Below are 17,206 nucleotides of genomic sequence, written 5' to 3'. Positions count from 1 at the left end.
AGGTGTGCCCCAGGTGCTTGGTGGTTTCTCACACAACAAATCGATAGAGGCGTCTGTCTCGCTCTAATCTACGGTATTCTCAGGCGACATTTGTTCTATACTGTCCTCGAAATATGGGGCACAAGTGGTGCCGCTCCGCCAGCCTACTGCCGGAGTTGATTCACTGGTCTACGCTCATATTCATGTAGCCGCCTTTAACGACTTCCTCGAAGGGATTTCCACGAACTAGGGATTCAGCGTCTGACTCATCTTCGAGTACTATCTCAGAAACGAAACGCGTCTCTGACGCCCAGTTGGGTGTCCCTGGCTCAGGGACGTGGACGAGCCGAATCACGTACGACCGATCTCCTCGGAGAAATGCCTTGCAGCGACGGTATTCGTTGGTCGTTAGTCGGAAGTGGAATGGTGGGGAACGGCCGCCGACCGCCTTCACCTCGACAGGAACGAACTGGCCGAGATCGAATTCTCGTCGTGGACCCGATAATGGACCGAACGGGTCGATTACGTCGAACCCGGGGCCCTGTTCAAGCGTGACGTTACAGAGTCTGACCAGCGGATGATCCCGAAGCCGCCCATTTCCAAGGTGATCACGCCAGTCGACGATAGATTCCCGCGTTAACCCACCGCCCGACAAGAGCGGTAGTAGTTCCTGGTCCCAGACTCGGTCGAGATGCCAGTTGTGATCGCCGTTCTGCTGATCGTCGTGCAACGCACGGAACGTCGAGCGGACCGTCCGAATCATTCCGATGGGCTGGTCGTCAAGCCAGCGTGCAGCATCATCCAGTATCGCGACGAGCGTCGCAGCCTCGCCTTGCTGACCGCGACCACGATACTGCGTACTCCCGCCACCACCGCCACTGCCAGTTGTCCGCGTCGAAGCGCTTTGCACCTCGAACCCTGCATCGAGAAGGCTCTCGGTTGAGAATTGCTGGCCACTCATGGCCGCAGACTGGAGGTCAGCAAGTGCGCCGTCTTGGTGGTCGGCAGCGGAGACCGTCGCTTCATCTTCCGGTAGCTCTCCCTCAAGGATATACCGTCGCAGCATTGTCTCCAGATTCGCTGTTTCGCTCGCGATAGCTCCGGAAAGTCCCTCGAGGAAGGGAGTGACGACCTGCGACCGGAACCGATCTTCGGGGGAATAGTAGAATAACAGCTCGCCGTCTGCGTCCTCATTCTGTAATCGGTCGGGGAGTCGGTCAACCCACTGAACGTTTGACTCCGTCGATAAGGTGCGAAGCCGCGACCGCCACACATCGATGTCGTTGAGTTCCGTCGTCTCCGTACGGTCCCAGACGTTCATCACAGCGAGCACACGGACGTAGGCGGACGGAACTGACTGTGGGAAACACGCTGTCGCGTCGAGCGCTCTCGCGTTCTTCGCCAGCCACTCAATCACATCCGATTCGCGGCCGCTGTCGGACTCCAAGATTATCTCCCGCCACGGTCGCCGATCCTCGCCAAAGAGCCGATCGAGAACGAATCTAAGATCGTGAGGAAGACTTTCCCGAACGTCGCGAACGAACGCTCCCTGGGGCGATGTCCCATCTAGAGTAGTGACTTCAAGGCCGCACAAGGCCCGCTTGAAGTCTTTGACAGCGATGTCCTCCTCGCGCTCGATTGCTTCAACGACTTCGTCGACGGTCGGAGCAACCGTGCCGTCGAAGTGCTCGACCAAGGTGACAATAGCGTCAAGCCGTTGCCGAAGGTCTCGACGTCGTCTCGTACCTAGTATCCGTGCGACGTCATCGACGGGGAAGGTTCGCCGCTGCCATCGCTTCGTGAGCTCTGCTGGTGAGAGATCACCGTCGAGTGCCTCTCGGAACGTCGCAATTGTCGTCGGTTGTTCGGCAAGCAGCGAGACAGCGTTCGCGAGCCCGTCGAGGGTGAGTCCGTCGTCGAAGGCTGCTGAATTGAACACGAAGGCTTCCTCACCGCTCCGAGGTGCATAGAGGCCCGATTTCGGGGCGTCGAGGTCGTCTTCGATTACTTCGGGGAACTGTTCAGCCACTCGCAGCTCTGCGATTGCGGCGTCTAAATCATCTGCAAATTCGCGGATTCGATCCTCACTCCGCTGCTCGAGTGATGCAACGAGGAGCACCATCCGATCACGGAGTGCCGAACGGAATTCGACGACCGACTCGTCCGTGAATGTCAACTCGTCCGCTTCGAAGATTGGCTTCGACGCGTCGACTCGCGCAATCCCGAGAGCGTTGGTGAGCCGGGTAAACGGCCCTGACGCAGTTCTGGCTAGGAGCCAGTGTCCGCCCTGTTCGACGGCACGGCGTTCCCACGGCTTCGGTGACTGGTCCTCGTAGTAGCGACCCTTGTCGGCGTTCTCTGCCAGCCACTCTAGCGACGCGACTTGCCACTCACCGCTACGCTTAATCGGGAGGTGAGTCAGGAACGGCAAGTCGACGTCTTCTGCTTCTGGGTCCTCTGCAGGTAGCTGGCGCAGAATCGGTTCTAGGAGCGCCGTGTAAGCCGCGTTCCAATCATTATCCCGGTCGTCAGGGATATCGAGAGCGACCGGTTCCTCGTTTGGGCCGTCGACGGCGAGGACCTCGAGGAGCCGGTGCAGGTGCCACGCAGCTTCAGTAGCATCGAACGAACCGACTGGTTTCACTCCCAGCTTTCGGAGCAGTTCTTCAGAGAGATCGAGGTCATCCGGATCGATGTGCGGGAAGAGTCGCGAGGCTCTAGCCCCACGCGACCCAGTCTTTACGACTGTGTAGGCAAATCGTGCAGCGTCATCTCCCCACCGGTCTTTGAGTTCTGGATTCGTTGTTACGGTCGCGTCCCAGACTTCCAGTTGGCGAAGCTGCCAGTTCAGGAGCGTCGGGACTGACTTCGACCATCCGTAGCCGTCACGCTGATGACCATGCGAGCAGGTCCATCCCGTCTCAAGTATCGACTTGGTGAACTGGCCTTCGTACCGGTGAAGAAGTTCGAGGAGATTCTCTTCGCCGAGCTGCTGAACTGCGTCGAGGTCGTCGAACCAGATCCACGTTGCGAGGAAGACGTCTCTGAGGACACCATCCGTCTTGACGTTACATGCGTTCGAGTGCTCGGCTGTCGTCTGGGGGTGTCTTCCCGGCGCCGTGATCCACTGTTGATAGACGTTTCCTGCATCTGCTAGAGAACGCTGGAGTGCGCCAGCACTCTCCGGGACGCCGTCGCCCGCCAGAAAGTCGCCTGCAGACCACTCGACGGGATCCCAGGATGCGTCGCCTCGAGTTCGTGGATGCCCGGACCCATACATCCATACCGTCCGGATATCGGGAAGTACCGAGACACCGAACAACGAGAGTGTTTTCGCGATTCGCTCGTGAGCGTCGTCAGTCTCAAGCGCACCGGCAATCGGAACCCACGCCTCTTCAGTCGGCGCTGGCCATGTCGCAGTTGCATCCCCATCGAACGTGTCCCAGTCTTCAGTCGCATCCTCTCCGTGGGCTAGCGCCAGGATACGCTGCCAATCATCGTCGAGTATCGTTTCCCGGATGGTATGGGTGCCTCCCTCTCGCGGGAGGGTGAGGCGATTATTTCGGAGATTCAGGCGTCGGCGGAGGTTTTGCCGCTGGTCACCTTCTGACCGCGCAACCGCGGATTTCACGTATTCAGTCGGAACAAACGAACCTTCGTCTGTCTGAAGGTCCGTCGACTCGCTCCCGAGCTTGTTGATCTGCTTCGCGAGGAAGTAGAAGTCCAGCGCCTTCACACGCGCCGAGTCATCCATCGCGAACGTGTCCAGGAGTTCGCGGAAATAGCTCGGCGTGCCATCGTAGACACGGACTCCCCACGGCCGACCAGCGAGGTCCAGAACGCGACGGGCGCGTTCGTTCTGTTCGACCGCTCGATCCAAGAAGTAGACTCGGAAACTCGACTTCTCACGCGGTACTTCTGGCGGTTGGGTGTCTCGTTCCGGAGAGTTGATGTCCCAGATGACTGACCGTGTGCGGCTCGTCCCACGCTCGTTCGGATTTGGCCCCGATCGTGCCTCGATGGGAACGAGGAGGGTACTATCCGCCGCATCACTCTCAGAGCGTGTTTCTTCGGCGACGTCACCGACTACTCCGTTCTCGCTCGTGCGACGGCAGGGGAGGAGGTATACGCCCTCCAGGTGCGAGGAGAGCATGTCGAGCGTTGCTGACAGCTCATCATCGTTCGAGCCAGAGCGGAGTATCGTCTCGATAGTACCGACAAATAGTGCCCGAGCAGTACCGGAGTCACAGACAAGATGTGACGCATCCTGCCCGACCATTTGCCGGTCGAGGTGGCTGCCAAGGATCGCGCCCCATGAGCGGGCAATCTCGGTTGAGAACTGTTCTGCATCGTCAACCCAGAGGAGCGCTTCGATTCTCTCCTCCCATGTGGCCGGGACGGAACGACAACCTTCGAGTGTTTTCTTCGTCGGAAAATGACGGTCGACGACAGCGTCGGAAACTGATTCATCAAGCGAGTCGGTCACATCGAACAGTGCGAGGAAGCCATCGCGCACGGTGCCGTCCCAATGGAGAAGCGACTCACCGGGTACAACAGGTGTCGATACCCCGTCTTCATCGCTAACTGTGGGAACGCACGGCCGCTCACGGAGTTCCTCATAGACTGCGGCACGGAACCACGTGAGCAAGCTCGCCTGTGAACTCGGGTCGTCCGGGTAGCTCTTCGGTGGTGACGGGAGGAGAATCCACGGATAGCGGTCGCCAAAGTTGCTCCCGCCTGCTGCCTCGGCAACTCGAGCAACGAGCTCCACTCCTCGTTCGAGGACTGCCTGGTTCTCATCGAGGCTGTTGAGACTGAGATCTTTCCGATTCGTCTCGACCGTGAAGTGCCCATGGAGACAGAACGGGAGCGAAACATCCCGTGTATTCTCAATCGGATAGTAGAGGTATAGCGGATATTCCTGTGGCCGCTCTCGTTTAGTTCTCGTCTGTGGAACGAGCAACTGCGTGGGTGCGTCGGCGTCAGCAAACCCGAACTGGTCAAACTGCTCGTCCGCGAACGATGCGTCCGTTCCCTCGACAGCCACTGTAACTGTCTCATGGCGCACTGTCTCGCTATCGAGTGGCCCAGGGGTACGGTCGACATCCCACCGCTCCCGGCTTGGTTGCTCCGTGCCGTCGACGCGTTCGAGCAGCAATGACTCTATCCCGCCAAACTGGATGAGCGTCTCGGGTGTCAGCGTTTCACTCGTCGCGCCTTCATCGTCAGCCTCCTTCGAGAGATACGACCAGAGCCGTTCGGCCCGACCAGCACTGCCTCTGTCGGACGATTCAGGCAGTGGAATATCGAACGCCTCGAGGAGATCGCGCCACTCCGTGTCCTCGTACTCAACGAAAACAGCCGTGCGGAAGGGCTCACCGTACCATTCGTCGACATCGCCAGTGAGGAGCGCCGATGCCCGGTCGGCAACGGGATCGTCTGCCCCAGAAGCGGTCGTCAGGGGAACTGGAAAATCGAATAGCGGGAGCTTGCCGATGTCCTCCCGAGCGTCTTGGGTCAGCTCCTCGGTTCGCTGATCAGCATTCGAAGCAGTGGTGAGTGACTGGATCGCTTCGTTCGAGACAGCCCCACGAAGATCGAACCCAGATGTATCGTATCCTAATGACGAGAGCAACGCAGCAGTGACGTACGACCGACTAAGCCTAACGCGAAGCGTTTCATTTGTAGCACTCTCGTGGCGCGTCCAGATCTCGAATGCATCCCCAGTAGCGAGTATTGACTTCAGCCCAACCCCCTTGTGTCCGATTTCCTGGTCGCTATTCCCCTTCGAGGATTCGCCAATCATCGTGACGGCGTCCTCGACATCCGGGTCGAACATATCGAAGGGATGGCCGGTGTTCGCGACGAGAACGCCTTCGTCGTACACTCCAACGTAGACGCGGCCACCATCAGTGTCTCCAGGGATTGCGTCACGGGCGTTCTGGAGGAGTTCCAGGATTTCTCGCCCTTCGTGACCGCCGGCGATTGCCCGCTCTGCATTCCCGCTTTTCACCTTGTCTCGGAGGCGTTCAGAAATCGTGCCTGAGGTCGACACCGCAGAAAAGTCATCGAGGAAATGGTCCCAACGATCGCTCCACCGCTCGAAGAGTTCCGCTTCCGAAAGGTGGTCAACAACCGCCGACTGACTTGCCATGCTATCGACAGATGCGTAAATCGTTAATAAATGCCATGGAGGCATTGTCGAGAACTGTGAAATGAGGCGGGTTGATCTGTTTCCGACGGCTGATTACTTGGGATCGACAGCAGTGAACTCGGTCAGATCCAACTTCCGTGTCTCAGCGAGCTCCCGTCGAATATCTGTTCGATCCCACCCGAGCGGGGAGAGGATGCTTTCGACAGCACGGACGAGCTGGGTTTCGTAGTACGACGAGTCGTACGTATCGAACTCTTCGTGGGCGAGGGCGACACGCTCCCGCGAAGTTTTGTTGTCGTCGACGACCACGTACCTGATATCTTGGCCAGGATGAACTGCGAGGTCCTGGTCGCGAGCACGCTTCAGCGCCGCGACGTTCTGTGTGTTCTGTGTATAGCCTTCGAGTGGTTTGGAAACACGATTCCGCTCGACGAGCTGCTCCACCGGCACCTCACCCGCTTCGAGGCTGGTGATCGCCCGTTTGAGACAGCCGAGGACGGCTCTTGGGGATCGAGTTGCGTCGAGCCGTTCGAGACACTCCCGCTGGACGTTCCCGATGAACGGCGGCGTCGACCGCTGTCGAGCCTCAATGCCACGGACTTTGAACTCGTCATCGCCAGCGACCTTTCCGAAGTACTTCGTCAGCGCGCCGACGTCACTCTCACGTTGTGGTACGAACGCCACCCAGTCGTAGTGAGCTTCGTACTCGAGCCGAATGTCGACTGCTTCGGTGATTTCGGTCGCGAGTTCCGTGAGATTCTCTCGCTGGTTGTCGTCGACGCCCGGATCCGGTGTCACCCAAATCGAATCGACGATGCCGTGGACGACACGCCAGCCACCGGCTTCGAAGCATTGCTTCGCCGTCAACAGAATTTCGCGAGCGAATGCGTTGATTGCCTCATGGCACTCGATTCTCCCATATTTCGCGTTGTTGAATCCTTGATACCCAAAGCAAGCGACGAGGATCCATTTCAGGGCTCCCGACCGCCCTTCAAGTTCTTCGAGGCGTTCCTCGTCAGGGTCGTCGCGTTCTTGTTCGCGACGGATCGCGGCCTTGATCTCGTCACGCGCATCGATGATCGGCTGGAGGACGTCGACGAGATAGCCGCGTTCGTCACAGATCGAATAGCCGAGGTCGGGGACATCGTCGCGGCCGCGATGGCACTCACACCGGATCACGTCGGGAGACACGTTCCTCGTACAGATGATGTTCGGGTACAACGACGAGAAGTCGAGTTCGTGGACGTCCTCGTGTAGGCCGACTTCCGGCGCGAAAATGAACCCACCACGGTCGGCGTCGTGGAGCGTTCCCATCGATTTGTACTCCTCGTGCCGCCAAGAGTTCCACGGGACGAGAACTCCTCGCTTGTGGGCTTCGCAGATCTGGATGGCGGTGAGTATGTTGCCAATCGATGCCCAGGCTGCCTCCTGAATCGGTTTGCGCGACCGCGAGACGAGGTCGAGGACGCCGTCGATGTTGGTCTCACCGAAAAAGAAGGTGTTACTCTTGTCGATAATTGCTCGCCCGGGCACATTGTATCGCGCTGGAGAGTGCCCGACTCGTCCGTAGCTCGCGTAGGTCGATCGGCTCGCAAGCTGCTGGTAGTCAACATCGGCCCACCGGCTCAGCGAGAAGTCGTCGACGCCGGCGCTGGCAGCCATCCCGTACAGGGTCGGAATGATTTGGCTTGTCGAGCACACGAGGACATCCGGGTCGTGTTGGTCGAGCGCCGCCTGTACTGCCGTCAGGATGTCCGCTGGCGGGCCTGTAACCGTCTCGCCGGCGACGGACAGTTCAGTGTACTCGTCGCCGCTCGTCTCCGTCAGCGGGACGCTGAGTCGGAGTGTGGAGAGATCCCTCGCTGGCGTCGGGTTCACATTGTTCTCGAGACAGTACCTGAACTCTCGTGAGAGGTCGACGTTGAAGCAGGCGAGATCCCCAACCGGGTAGTCGGACAACTGGCGTGCCTGCCGAGCAAGCGATGTGACTCGGTCGATGTGGCTGACGTCAACAGCGAGGACATCCTCGTCGCCGCGACGGAAGCCGGGCCGCCGGGGGACGACCTCGGTCGCGACAACATCGGGGTGACGCTCGTAGACCGTTCGAAGGTTCGTGAGGTCGATATCTACGTCGGGGGAGCGCGGGGCGACGTAGAAACGCGGTGTGTAGTCGTCATACTCGGTTACGACGGCACCGTCGGCTCCCGTCTTCCATTCGAGGATGCGGCCGTCATCGAGATAGTCGATTGTGAACGGCATGGCTACTCGTTTCCATCGCGCGGGTCGGCCTCCGGGTCGTATTCGGCTTCGCGTGCTTCCTCGAGATTCTTGAGGCGATCTTCGAGGCTTTCGAGTCGTGCTTCCTGTTCGAGATCGATGCTGAGGAGCGCCGGCAGGAACGGGTTCTGGTGATTCAATAGCCCACTTGCATCGGCGTGCTCGCGAGCGTAGGTGAACAACTGATCGAACCGTGGTTGGTCGCGACGACGAAGCGCACGACGGAAGTCCGCCCACCGGTCCTCGATGGCTCGTAGTGCGTCCCGGTACGTCGGATTGGTCCGCCCCATCGCTATTGGCCTCCAGCACCGACAGTGCCAGTCCACGCATCGAGGAGTGGGTTTGCGGTGAGCGATGCGGTCGATCCGTCGGCCGTCACGCCCAGTCCGATGCCGTCGGTGGCATCTGTCGGGGTCGGGGGCGCGGCCGGTTCCAGTCCGACCTGTTTCGCACGAGCACCGAGCAGCTGCCGCCAGTAGGCAAACGTCGTCTGGTAGTAGGCGCCGCTGTCGACGGGATAGACGAGCGTTTCGAACTCGTCACCGACGAACCGTGGCCCCATCCGCGTTTGCTCGCACTCTAAGTGGTGCTCAGCCGCCGTGGCGACAGATGCCGTGAACCCATCGGGCTTGGTTCGGGTAACGAGAACCGGGATGTCGTAACCTTCGGCGTAGGTCGCGAGCCGTGCGAGCGTACGCGCTTGGAGTGTCGCTGCATGGGTTTCCCCAAGCGTGTCGTCGGCACGGTATTGCGCGTCGACGACTGGGGCGACCATGAGTGAAGGGGTGTACTGAGCTGTCTCGTCGTCGCGTCCAGATGACTGGGAATTCGTCGCGCTGGCCTCTGTTGCCGTGGTCTGTTGGACGTGCTGATTTACCGCCCTTGGGAGATCGCAGACCGCTCCAAAATGCTGATAGGCAGTGAAGCCCCGCGCAACGTGGATACGGTCGAGCAGCCGTTGGCTAGGCGATATCCGCGCGAGCGCAGTCGTTGTAGCGTGCCCGTAAGCATCGACCCAGAAGGCGGGCCCGTCGTGCATGAGCAAATGATCGAGGACGATGGACTGGAGTATCGGGACCCCACGACCACCCTTGATATCTAGAAGCGTGATGCCGTCGTCGAGCGAGGGAAACAGGATGTTTTCGCCCCCCGGATCGGCTTTGTCGACGAGATTCTGATTCCGATCTGCCCCCCGTGATGGTGGACTCACCGCTAGCTGCTTCGACGACGTGCTCGACGTCGACGTGGAGTCTTCGAACATACTCAACTAGATGCCGACCGGGCCGATAAGCCGCGGCGTGTCGCTTCCGCGTTTCAGGAAACGGAACTAATAGGGTGAGTACGGCGGTTCTGTCACCGTGTTTTGAGTTCCAGTGCGACGTTTCCAGGAAGGGTTCCTGAATCATTCCTACCTCAAAACTATTAACCAACAACTGCGGACGAAATGGAGGAATGTTGGTTAAGTCCGATGGGGGATTTTCACCGCTATACAGTCAAAAAGCGAGGAGTACAGCCGAGGTTGCTACTGCTCTTCAGATGGTGTATCTGAGTCGTTTGAGAGTGGCTGGGTCTGTAAACGACCAGCAGGATAGTATTGCCCATCGTCTTTGTTGAAGAGGTAGGTCTGGATCGGCCGGAGTGTATTCGATTGTTGGCCGAATAGAAAGGCAAGCCCCATGGGACCCGCCATGAAGAGATGTATGGTCGATGTTTTTGGCAGCTGTTTGATTGCGTTCCGAACCTCGGTACGGAACACATCGGCAGCATGAACTGCCTCTGCTGGGGTTAATTCTATACCGGGGCCATCCTCGGGTGTCAATTTGAGAACTCCGTTGAAATCCGGAAGCTGATCGTGCATCTGATCTATCTCGGGCTGTACATCGGCGGCAACATTGACGAGAACAGCTAGCTCGGACCCGTGGTTCGGACGTCGTTGAAGAGCGCCTTCCACTCCACTATCCTCTCCATCGATTTCAAGCGTCCATTCTGTACCTCCGTCAGTACCTCTGGGTTGCACCCACGATGCTGGGATACGGCGTGTGGTCGGGAGACAGTACCCGGCTGCGAATGCAGCCGGAAGATGCGTTCGACCGCGGAACCGGAGGCGGCGGCCTGACGCTTTCTGGCTGAGGCAGTCGGTGACCGTAGATAACGCCGGGATCAGACGTTGATTCCACTCCTCTTCTGAAGGCAGTCCTTGTTCGAAGGAACTGGACCAGTCGATAGCAATCGCGGGATCGATATCATGAGCTGGTGATTCGTAGGTGTCGAGTGAACACTCGATAGGCTCACCTTCTGGTAGATATCCATCAATACGCTCTATACGCTCTGATAATACTGAATCGACGATATCTGCAGCTTCGTCAGAAGTGGTCGCTTCAAGGGGGACCATCTTCCAGGCAGAGAAGTCGTGTAGAATCGGGGCTTCATTGAGAATTGATTTGGCTTCACTAACTTTGATGTCGGGACACGGCACGACGACCACGAAAAAGTCGTCATCGGAGTCCCATCGATTTTTGAACCCTGGTAGCTCGTCGTTGAGGATGATGTCAGAGTCAGACACTTCTTCACTGACGAGCGCGATGCCACTGGCCGTTCTCGGGTTCTCCAACTGTTCGATGATCTCATCTCTGAGTGGCTCCGGCTTCAAATCGAAGATATCCCGCCAAATCGGGACACCGTGTCGCTCCAGTTCTGATTGCAGGAAGTTGGCGACGTCCGTCTGTTCGTGCTTATAGCTGAGAAATACACGCCCAGTTGGGTCAGTCATCTGTCATCACCGACATCGAGAGTTGTAGCAGCATCTGGGTTGTCAATCTGTTCTAATTGTTCGTATTCCTTACTATCGTGGAAGAGATAGGCGTTGATCGTGAACTGGCTATCCTCGTCCTGACCAACGATGAAAAGGAGGGGATGAGGGCAGTCGTAGCCGTCGTCGGTAGCAATCTCATTCATTGCTTTGCGATCTTCTCTACTGATCTCGGGCGGGGCGTCGGGATGGAAGTGCCATTCGCCGAGATATTCGATGCCGATGCTCTCCCTGGCGTCTTTGAGCCATTCCTCGACTTTGTCGGTTCCCCGGAGGAATCGCGTTGGTTCTTGAATGGAGTCCCGCGGTGGGTCTCGAGCATTGACTACCAGTGCTGGTCCATCGATCCGGTCGGTTCCAGCGAGAATACCGCCCGTCTCACAGGGATGCTCTTTTCGGCAGCGATCGTACATCGATTCGAGACAGGTGGACGGAATCTGTACGGTGATTGGCGATTCTGGCGCCTGCCATATTATTCCGTCTTGGAAGGGTTGTGCTGCCCGCGAAATCGTCGGCAACTCGTCGTCACCACCGGTCTCGAGCACGGTGAGGTTATTCTCGCGCAGACTCAATGTCGTCGCCTGATCGAGGAGCCGTGTCACTGTTCCAGCCCAGGTCATCACCCGGTCAGTTCGGATAACCGATGCTGGGTGCCAGCAGCCAACTCGCTCGGGAATCGCATCCTCGTCTTCGTCCCATTCGATCTGTTCTTGCAACCGCCATGGATCGAACGCTTCGTTATAATCGCTGTACGGGAAGGTATGTGAGTAGGCAGTGAAGCAGAACAACCGATTTGCTCGCCGTCCCATGGCAGCGGAGCAAAACACGACCGGGTGATCCCATCGAATCTCATCGAGAGCGCGCCGAACTCCCCGTGAAGCAGTACAGTCAATCACTACCTCTGCGTCTTTAACTGGCTCTGGAAACTCCCCGCTCGGTGGAAAGGCGCTATCTACATCGATGACCTGCGCGTACGGCGCAACTGACTGGAGCCGGTCTGCTATTGCTGACGCCTTGTTTCGCCCCACGTCATCAATTGTTAGCGTGTGGCGAGCTACGTTGCCGATCTCATACTTGTCGTTGTCGACGATGGTAAGCTGCTGACAGCCGGCTCGAACTAGATTTTCAGCAACTGCACTGCCGAGCGCTCCCGCCCCGATGAGCACGATACTGCGATCCAGAAACCACTCCGTCATATGTCCGCGTCGGGTGAGCTGCTCATGCGACCAGTTGTCCGAGTCCAGCCACCGAATCTGTTCCTCTCTCGCTTCCCGCCGTTCAGCTATCTCTGGTCCCTTTCCAGTATCTCGAAATCCGCCGGAGAGGTCATTCGGATCTTTGAACCCCTGTATCTCGATTGGTTGCCAATAAATAATCTCAGGATCGCCGTCGACCGTTGCTGGGATGGGGAACCCGATTAGAAGGATCTTGACCGGTTCATCGTCTAACACGGGCTTGATATTTGCCCGTAGTTCGTACGGGTCGGTCTCGGTGCCATCGAAAAACACGTCTAAATCTTCCCACGTTTCCGGAGCCTGCCACGGTGGTTCAATCGGCACCTCTTCTAACAGTGCCCACGCCCCGGAAATAGAGTCATCAGGATTCGCATCGATGTATCCTCCCCATTGTGGCTGATAGACGACTCCATCGTCGCAGTCGTTGAACGTTCCAGTCGCGTATGTCTCTTCGGCGGTCGGCAACGAGCAGAGATTGACCGTACCCCACTGTCCATACCTCTGCTTCCAGTCTGAGAACGCCTCCTGCGTCTCGTTGAACGCGATGGTCGGAGCCGAGTCCGAACTCGTATCGAACGCCGGGATTTCAAACGGTTCATCCGGTTTCCGAAGTTCCCCTTGGGCAGCATTACTCAACCACCGCAATGCTCGGTCCATGTGCCAGCAGAGGCGATCACGACCTGTGCTGGGTTCGCCGGTGGCTCCCGTTTGACTGAGAGTGTGTCCATACCGAGCAACGCAGATATCTCCTCTTCGCCACGGGGTATCGTCACTTCCAGCAACGTTCAGCTTCTGGTGGGGGAATGTGGCGGTAATGGTGTTCTCTTCTTGATCCGCAGGATAGATCCCAATTGAGCCAGCGGGGTACGTATCCCGCAGATGGAGATACCACTCCGTCTCGCGTGGCACCTCCGGATGGGGTTCTAAGTCGTCTGGACAAAGCCGGATCTTAACAACCCACCGTTCGTTGCTATCGTGTCGATATGGGTCATTGAGGACGGTGACACCGTCCTGTTCGGCAATGGCTGCGACTGCTTCTGTAATTTCGCGGGGAGGCATTTATCGAGTCAATTGTCCGTCTCGGCGAACTGGTGGTCCGATGGGTCGTCTACTTGCGACGACGACCCCAATGACATCGCTTTCTCCCCTCCATCGTCAGAATCGTCGTCACTCCCGAATGGAGGGAATTTCTCACCGAAGAGCTGAAACCAGTATTCTCTCGACGTTTCTTTGTCCTCCTCATTCAGTGCCGTTCGCGCTAGCTCAGCGGCATCCTCTACCTCATCGTAGAACGCCGCGAAATCTCCCCCGTCGATTTGCTTGAGGGCGTTATTCTCTGGAGTCTTTGGGAGACCGTGAGCAGGCAGGGTAGGGGTTTCCTCAGTCAGTGCTTCGGTCTTGAACTGCCGTGTGATTGCTTCGAGCGTTCTCGTCACGCCCTCGGCGACGCTGTCGATATCATCAGGACAGCAATGGCCAACGATGTGTTCGAGGGGATAGCTCGTCGGTCCCTCAACGTCGGGAGTCTTCGTTCGCCGCCACCATTTGATGGCCTTGACGACGTTCACGTAGTGACCATCCGTGATATCGTTCTTATTTACAGTGAAGGCGATAGTCGCGAGGGGATGGGTATTCTCCCACTCGTTCTCATCTCGATGTGGGATCTTGAGCGGTTCGTCCTTCCACTCGTCGTCGCCATCTGCCGAGATATTGAGGGCCTCTGCAACCGTCGAAAGGTCGTCCGGACTCAGTGCTGTTCCTACGTCCAGTGAACCCAGAGATTTCACGACTTCGCGTGTTGCCTCGCTGGGTGCGGCTGTCAAGACGAGATCGATTTCAACCTCTTCTTCCTCGATCTTGTAGGAGTGCGCATTTGGTTCCCACTGTCCCTCATAGTGCTCCTTCAGGAACGGTTCACATTTTTCCAGCGCTGCGTCGGCATCGATGTCGCTGTTGAGGTCTGAGACGAAGACGACGTCAACGTCGGATTTCTCGTCTTCCTGGGGTCTGAGGGCCGTCCACCGACGATAGCTCCCTTGGAGGAAATCTGCAACGTAGAACTCGTCGATGTCGTCGTCATTCTGCAAGCGATCGCGGAGAGTTTCGTGGCCCTCCTTGTAGGCGTCTTTGTGATTCTCCTGCGGCCGGATGTCTGACAGGAACGTCTCGAACAGTGTGGGGAGTGTGGTCATGATGTTGTTGATGTTCTGTGATCTTTTAAGCGGTTGCTGAAGCAACTGAGGTCGTTACGATCGAGTATTCTCTATCTCGACTCGTGCCCTCCGCCTTGAGGAGATTGTACTGCGCCATCTTCGAGAGATACGTCCGGACGGTCCGTTTCGTCCGGGGGTCATCGACTTCCTCAGTGTAGCGGTCGTGGATGTCGCTTGGCCCAAGCGGACCGTGTTCGCGAACGATGTCGTAGACAATCCGCTGGTGGGGCGTGAGCGAATCGAGGCTCTTCTGCTTGATCTGGGCCCGAGCATCGGTTGCAGCATCGAGGAGAATGTCGTCGGTGATTCTCTCACTGTTCTCGCGGTCAGCCTTACTGGCCGCCGAGCGGAGAATCCCGATGGCGAGACGGGCATCACCAGCGGCCGCGTCTGCAATCCGGTAAAGCTGATCGTCGGCGATGACGTCTTGGTCGAGGCCCCACTTTGCACGAGCCTGCAGGATGTCGTACAGTTGCTCGTCGTGGTAGCTGTCCATTCGGACGTGCTCGCTGGAGCGGAGCCGACTCACAAGGCGATCGTCGACGCGGCTGAACAGCTCTTGTTCCTGATTGGCGATACAGATGATCGCAAACTGAGGGAGACTGTGCAAGTCGTAGATGACGCTGGCATCCTCGAGTTGGTCGGCCTCGTCGAGGATGACGACTCTCCGGGGACCGTCGTACTGCTGGAGCCGGTCGACCAGTTCGTCGTGGGGTGTCGACTGGCGATGAATGTCGATGGTTTCTCCGAGCCCATCGAGAATCTGGTAGAGAGTGCGGAATCTAGTGTAGTTGCGCCAGCAGTTGACGTAGGTGGCTTCGACGTCGAGCACCTCTTCACGGAGGCGTTCGGTGACAAACTGGGAGATGCAGGTTTTCCCGGCTCCGCTGGGGCCGGTGACGATCGCAGTGTCGGCAGGCTCCTCGTTCGTGATCGGTTCGAGAACGCTGGAGAGGTGGTTGACCTCCTGGTCGCGATGCTCGACTTCTCTGGGAACAAACCCGGCACGAAGGACGCGAGCATCGCGAATCATGCGGTAGTGACAGACTGATTTCTCGTCAAGACTTATAAGCATGACCGGGTCCTTTCCGGAAAGTAGCTAGTGTGTCTTCTGAGAGTCGTGACGACCGTACGCAGTCGAGCGGTTTCCGTCTCTGCACCCGCCTGTTTCCGGAAACTTCCAGAATCACCTTCCATCCCGACGGCTGAGAAATCGAATACCGCTGTGAATTCACGTAGTGCGGCCTGAAGACCGCCTTTCTCCAAATTAGACTCATTCTCGATCCCCACTCAGACACTCACTTGTCAATCAGCGATACACTCAAATCCATCCTTTGAGTGACTTTCAACAACGTGCCCTTCCGTGCGCTGCAGAACGGTACCGTCGTCGTACCGGCAATGATCCCGGATCAGGAGGCCGTCGAGTGTCCGGAATGCCGGGACGTAATGTATCCACGCGACGGCGACGGACGTGCTCGCCACTTCTACCATCCCAGTACAGACGCTCGGACATCTTGCTCGATCGCCGCGACAGGAGAGTCAGACACCCATGCTCGCTGTGTCGCCCTCGCAGTCGCAGCGCTTACCGAACAGTTCGGCGACCAGGCCGCACAGTGTGCGCCGGAGGTGACACTCGACGTCTCCGACAGCGGGAGTGAACACAGTACTCGACGGGCCGACGCACTCTTAGAGTTCAAAACGCCGAACGCTTTCTTCGGTAACGGCGTCATCATCGAAGTTCAGCACAGACACCACGAGAAGGATATCCGAACGACGACCCACGACTACCTGACCGCCGGGTACTCCGTCGCGTGGCTCTCCTCCCAAGACTTCGGAACTGAGCAGCTCGACTACTCAATCGTTAACGACGCCTTCGCTTCGAAGGACGCCCCCGGATACAGCGTTCGCGACTACTCGGCGAGGCGATTCATCGAGTGTGAGAGCTACCAGTATTCCGGCGAGCACACCTGGGGAACTGTCCCTGGGTACGTCCTCACCTGCGAGGAAGACTACGAAATCTGTACCAGCCGTCCCTGCACCCTTCGCCGTCAATACGATGAGAACGCCGGCGAGTACGTGTACAATCCGGAGTCGATTACGACTCCAGACCTACCATTACGCGTGCTCCAGAATACGCTGGTCGTCGAGTACACCTCCGATTTCGAGGAGCCACTGACCCAGCGCTATCATGATGCAGTCTTGGAGAAGGCACTTGCTGACCGGCCTGAAATCGATCGATGCCGCGGTCCGAAAGGGTTCCACGAGTGGGAATCAACGGAGGCGGTTTGGACGAATTTCGATGATCAACCGAAGATCGAGCTTCGGGAATGTCAGCACTGCCCGGTTCGCCTCCTCACGAACCTTCGAGGCTACGCAGACGAGCGGACGGACATCTTCTTCGGTGGACCGCCGGATCCAGACCTGAATCTCGTGACACTCGAAGAGAAACCAGAACGCTGCCAACACAGAAGTCACAAGGAAGGAGCGTGGTTCGAGTATTGTCCGGATTGTGGCGAGACGAATCCGTGATTCACTCAAC

9 protein-coding genes are annotated in these 17,206 nt (G+C 57.9%); 1 reads left to right on the top strand and 8 read right to left on the bottom strand.

Annotated features, from left to right (window positions below; genetic code table 11):
- Positions 1-160: 160 nt before the first annotated feature.
- From BM083_RS21620 to BM083_RS21585, 8 genes are all read right to left on the bottom strand, one after another.
- Positions 161-6,133, bottom strand: coding sequence for a sacsin N-terminal ATP-binding-like domain-containing protein (locus BM083_RS21620; RefSeq protein ID WP_089872554.1), 5,973 nt, complete (start codon positions 6,131-6,133; stop codon positions 161-163).
- Between the two features lie 93 nt (positions 6,134-6,226).
- Entirely contained in the window at positions 6,227-8,392 is a 2,166-nt protein-coding gene (locus BM083_RS21615) for a type B DNA-directed DNA polymerase (protein WP_089872552.1), read from the bottom strand.
- 2 nt (positions 8,393-8,394) lie between these two features.
- Positions 8,395-8,700, bottom strand: coding sequence for a DUF8156 family protein (locus tag BM083_RS21610; protein WP_089872550.1), 306 nt, complete (start codon positions 8,698-8,700; stop codon positions 8,395-8,397).
- A gap of 2 nt (positions 8,701-8,702) precedes the next feature.
- On the bottom strand, positions 8,703-9,671 hold the full coding sequence (locus BM083_RS21605) for a hypothetical protein (RefSeq protein WP_089872548.1): 969 nt from the start codon (positions 9,669-9,671) through the stop codon (positions 8,703-8,705).
- Positions 9,672-9,932: 261 nt separating this feature from the next.
- Entirely contained in the window at positions 9,933-11,180 is a 1,248-nt protein-coding gene (locus BM083_RS21600; RefSeq protein ID WP_143085795.1) for an SAVED domain-containing protein, read from the bottom strand.
- A complete protein-coding gene (locus BM083_RS21595) occupies positions 11,177-13,111 on the bottom strand; it encodes a ThiF family adenylyltransferase (protein WP_089872546.1) in 1,935 nt (644 codons plus the stop codon). Before BM083_RS21595 ends, BM083_RS21600 begins: the two co-directional genes overlap by 4 nt.
- Positions 13,112-13,521: 410 nt before the next feature.
- On the bottom strand, positions 13,522-14,646 hold the full coding sequence (locus BM083_RS21590) for an SMODS domain-containing nucleotidyltransferase (RefSeq protein WP_089872544.1): 1,125 nt from the start codon (positions 14,644-14,646) through the stop codon (positions 13,522-13,524).
- Between the two features lie 25 nt (positions 14,647-14,671).
- Positions 14,672-15,700 (bottom strand): Cdc6/Cdc18 family protein, encoded by a 1,029-nt coding sequence (locus BM083_RS21585; RefSeq protein ID WP_089872543.1) that lies wholly within the window; start codon positions 15,698-15,700, stop codon positions 14,672-14,674.
- A 413-nt stretch (positions 15,701-16,113) separates the two neighbouring features.
- Here BM083_RS21585 and BM083_RS21580 point away from each other — a divergent pair, with 413 nt between their 5' ends.
- Positions 16,114-17,196 carry a hypothetical protein gene (locus BM083_RS21580; protein ID WP_143085794.1) on the top strand — a complete coding sequence of 361 codons (1,083 nt, stop codon included), beginning with the start codon at positions 16,114-16,116 and terminating at the stop codon, positions 17,194-17,196.
- The last annotated feature ends 10 nt before the right edge of the window (positions 17,197-17,206 follow it).

It is taken from the genome of Halogranum rubrum (genome assembly GCF_900114455.1).
Classification (GTDB): Archaea; Halobacteriota; Halobacteria; order Halobacteriales; family Haloferacaceae; genus Halogranum; species Halogranum rubrum.
The sequence above is the reverse complement of the archived record's forward strand: the minus strand, read 5'-3'. Positions and strand labels throughout refer to the sequence as shown.

Bases quoted from the DNA above. Each gene is read 5' to 3' on its own strand.
- BM083_RS21605 (WP_089872548.1), bottom strand. From the start codon at position 9,671: ATGTTCGAAGACTCCACGTCGACGTCGAGCACGTCGTCGAAGCAGCTA.
- BM083_RS21600 (WP_143085795.1), bottom strand. From the start codon at position 11,180: ATGACTGACCCAACTGGGCGTGTATTTCTCAGCTATAAGCACGAACAG.
- BM083_RS21580 (WP_143085794.1), top strand. From the start codon at position 16,114: ATGTATCCACGCGACGGCGACGGACGTGCTCGCCACTTCTACCATCCC.
- BM083_RS21615 (WP_089872552.1), bottom strand. From the start codon at position 8,392: ATGCCGTTCACAATCGACTATCTCGATGACGGCCGCATCCTCGAATGG.
- BM083_RS21585 (WP_089872543.1), bottom strand. From the start codon at position 15,700: ATGATTCGCGATGCTCGCGTCCTTCGTGCCGGGTTTGTTCCCAGAGAA.
- BM083_RS21595 (WP_089872546.1), bottom strand. From the start codon at position 13,111: ATGGACCGAGCATTGCGGTGGTTGAGTAATGCTGCCCAAGGGGAACTT.
- BM083_RS21590 (WP_089872544.1), bottom strand. From the start codon at position 14,646: ATGACCACACTCCCCACACTGTTCGAGACGTTCCTGTCAGACATCCGG.
- BM083_RS21620 (WP_089872554.1), bottom strand. From the start codon at position 6,133: ATGGCAAGTCAGTCGGCGGTTGTTGACCACCTTTCGGAAGCGGAACTC.
- BM083_RS21610 (WP_089872550.1), bottom strand. From the start codon at position 8,700: ATGGGGCGGACCAATCCGACGTACCGGGACGCACTACGAGCCATCGAG.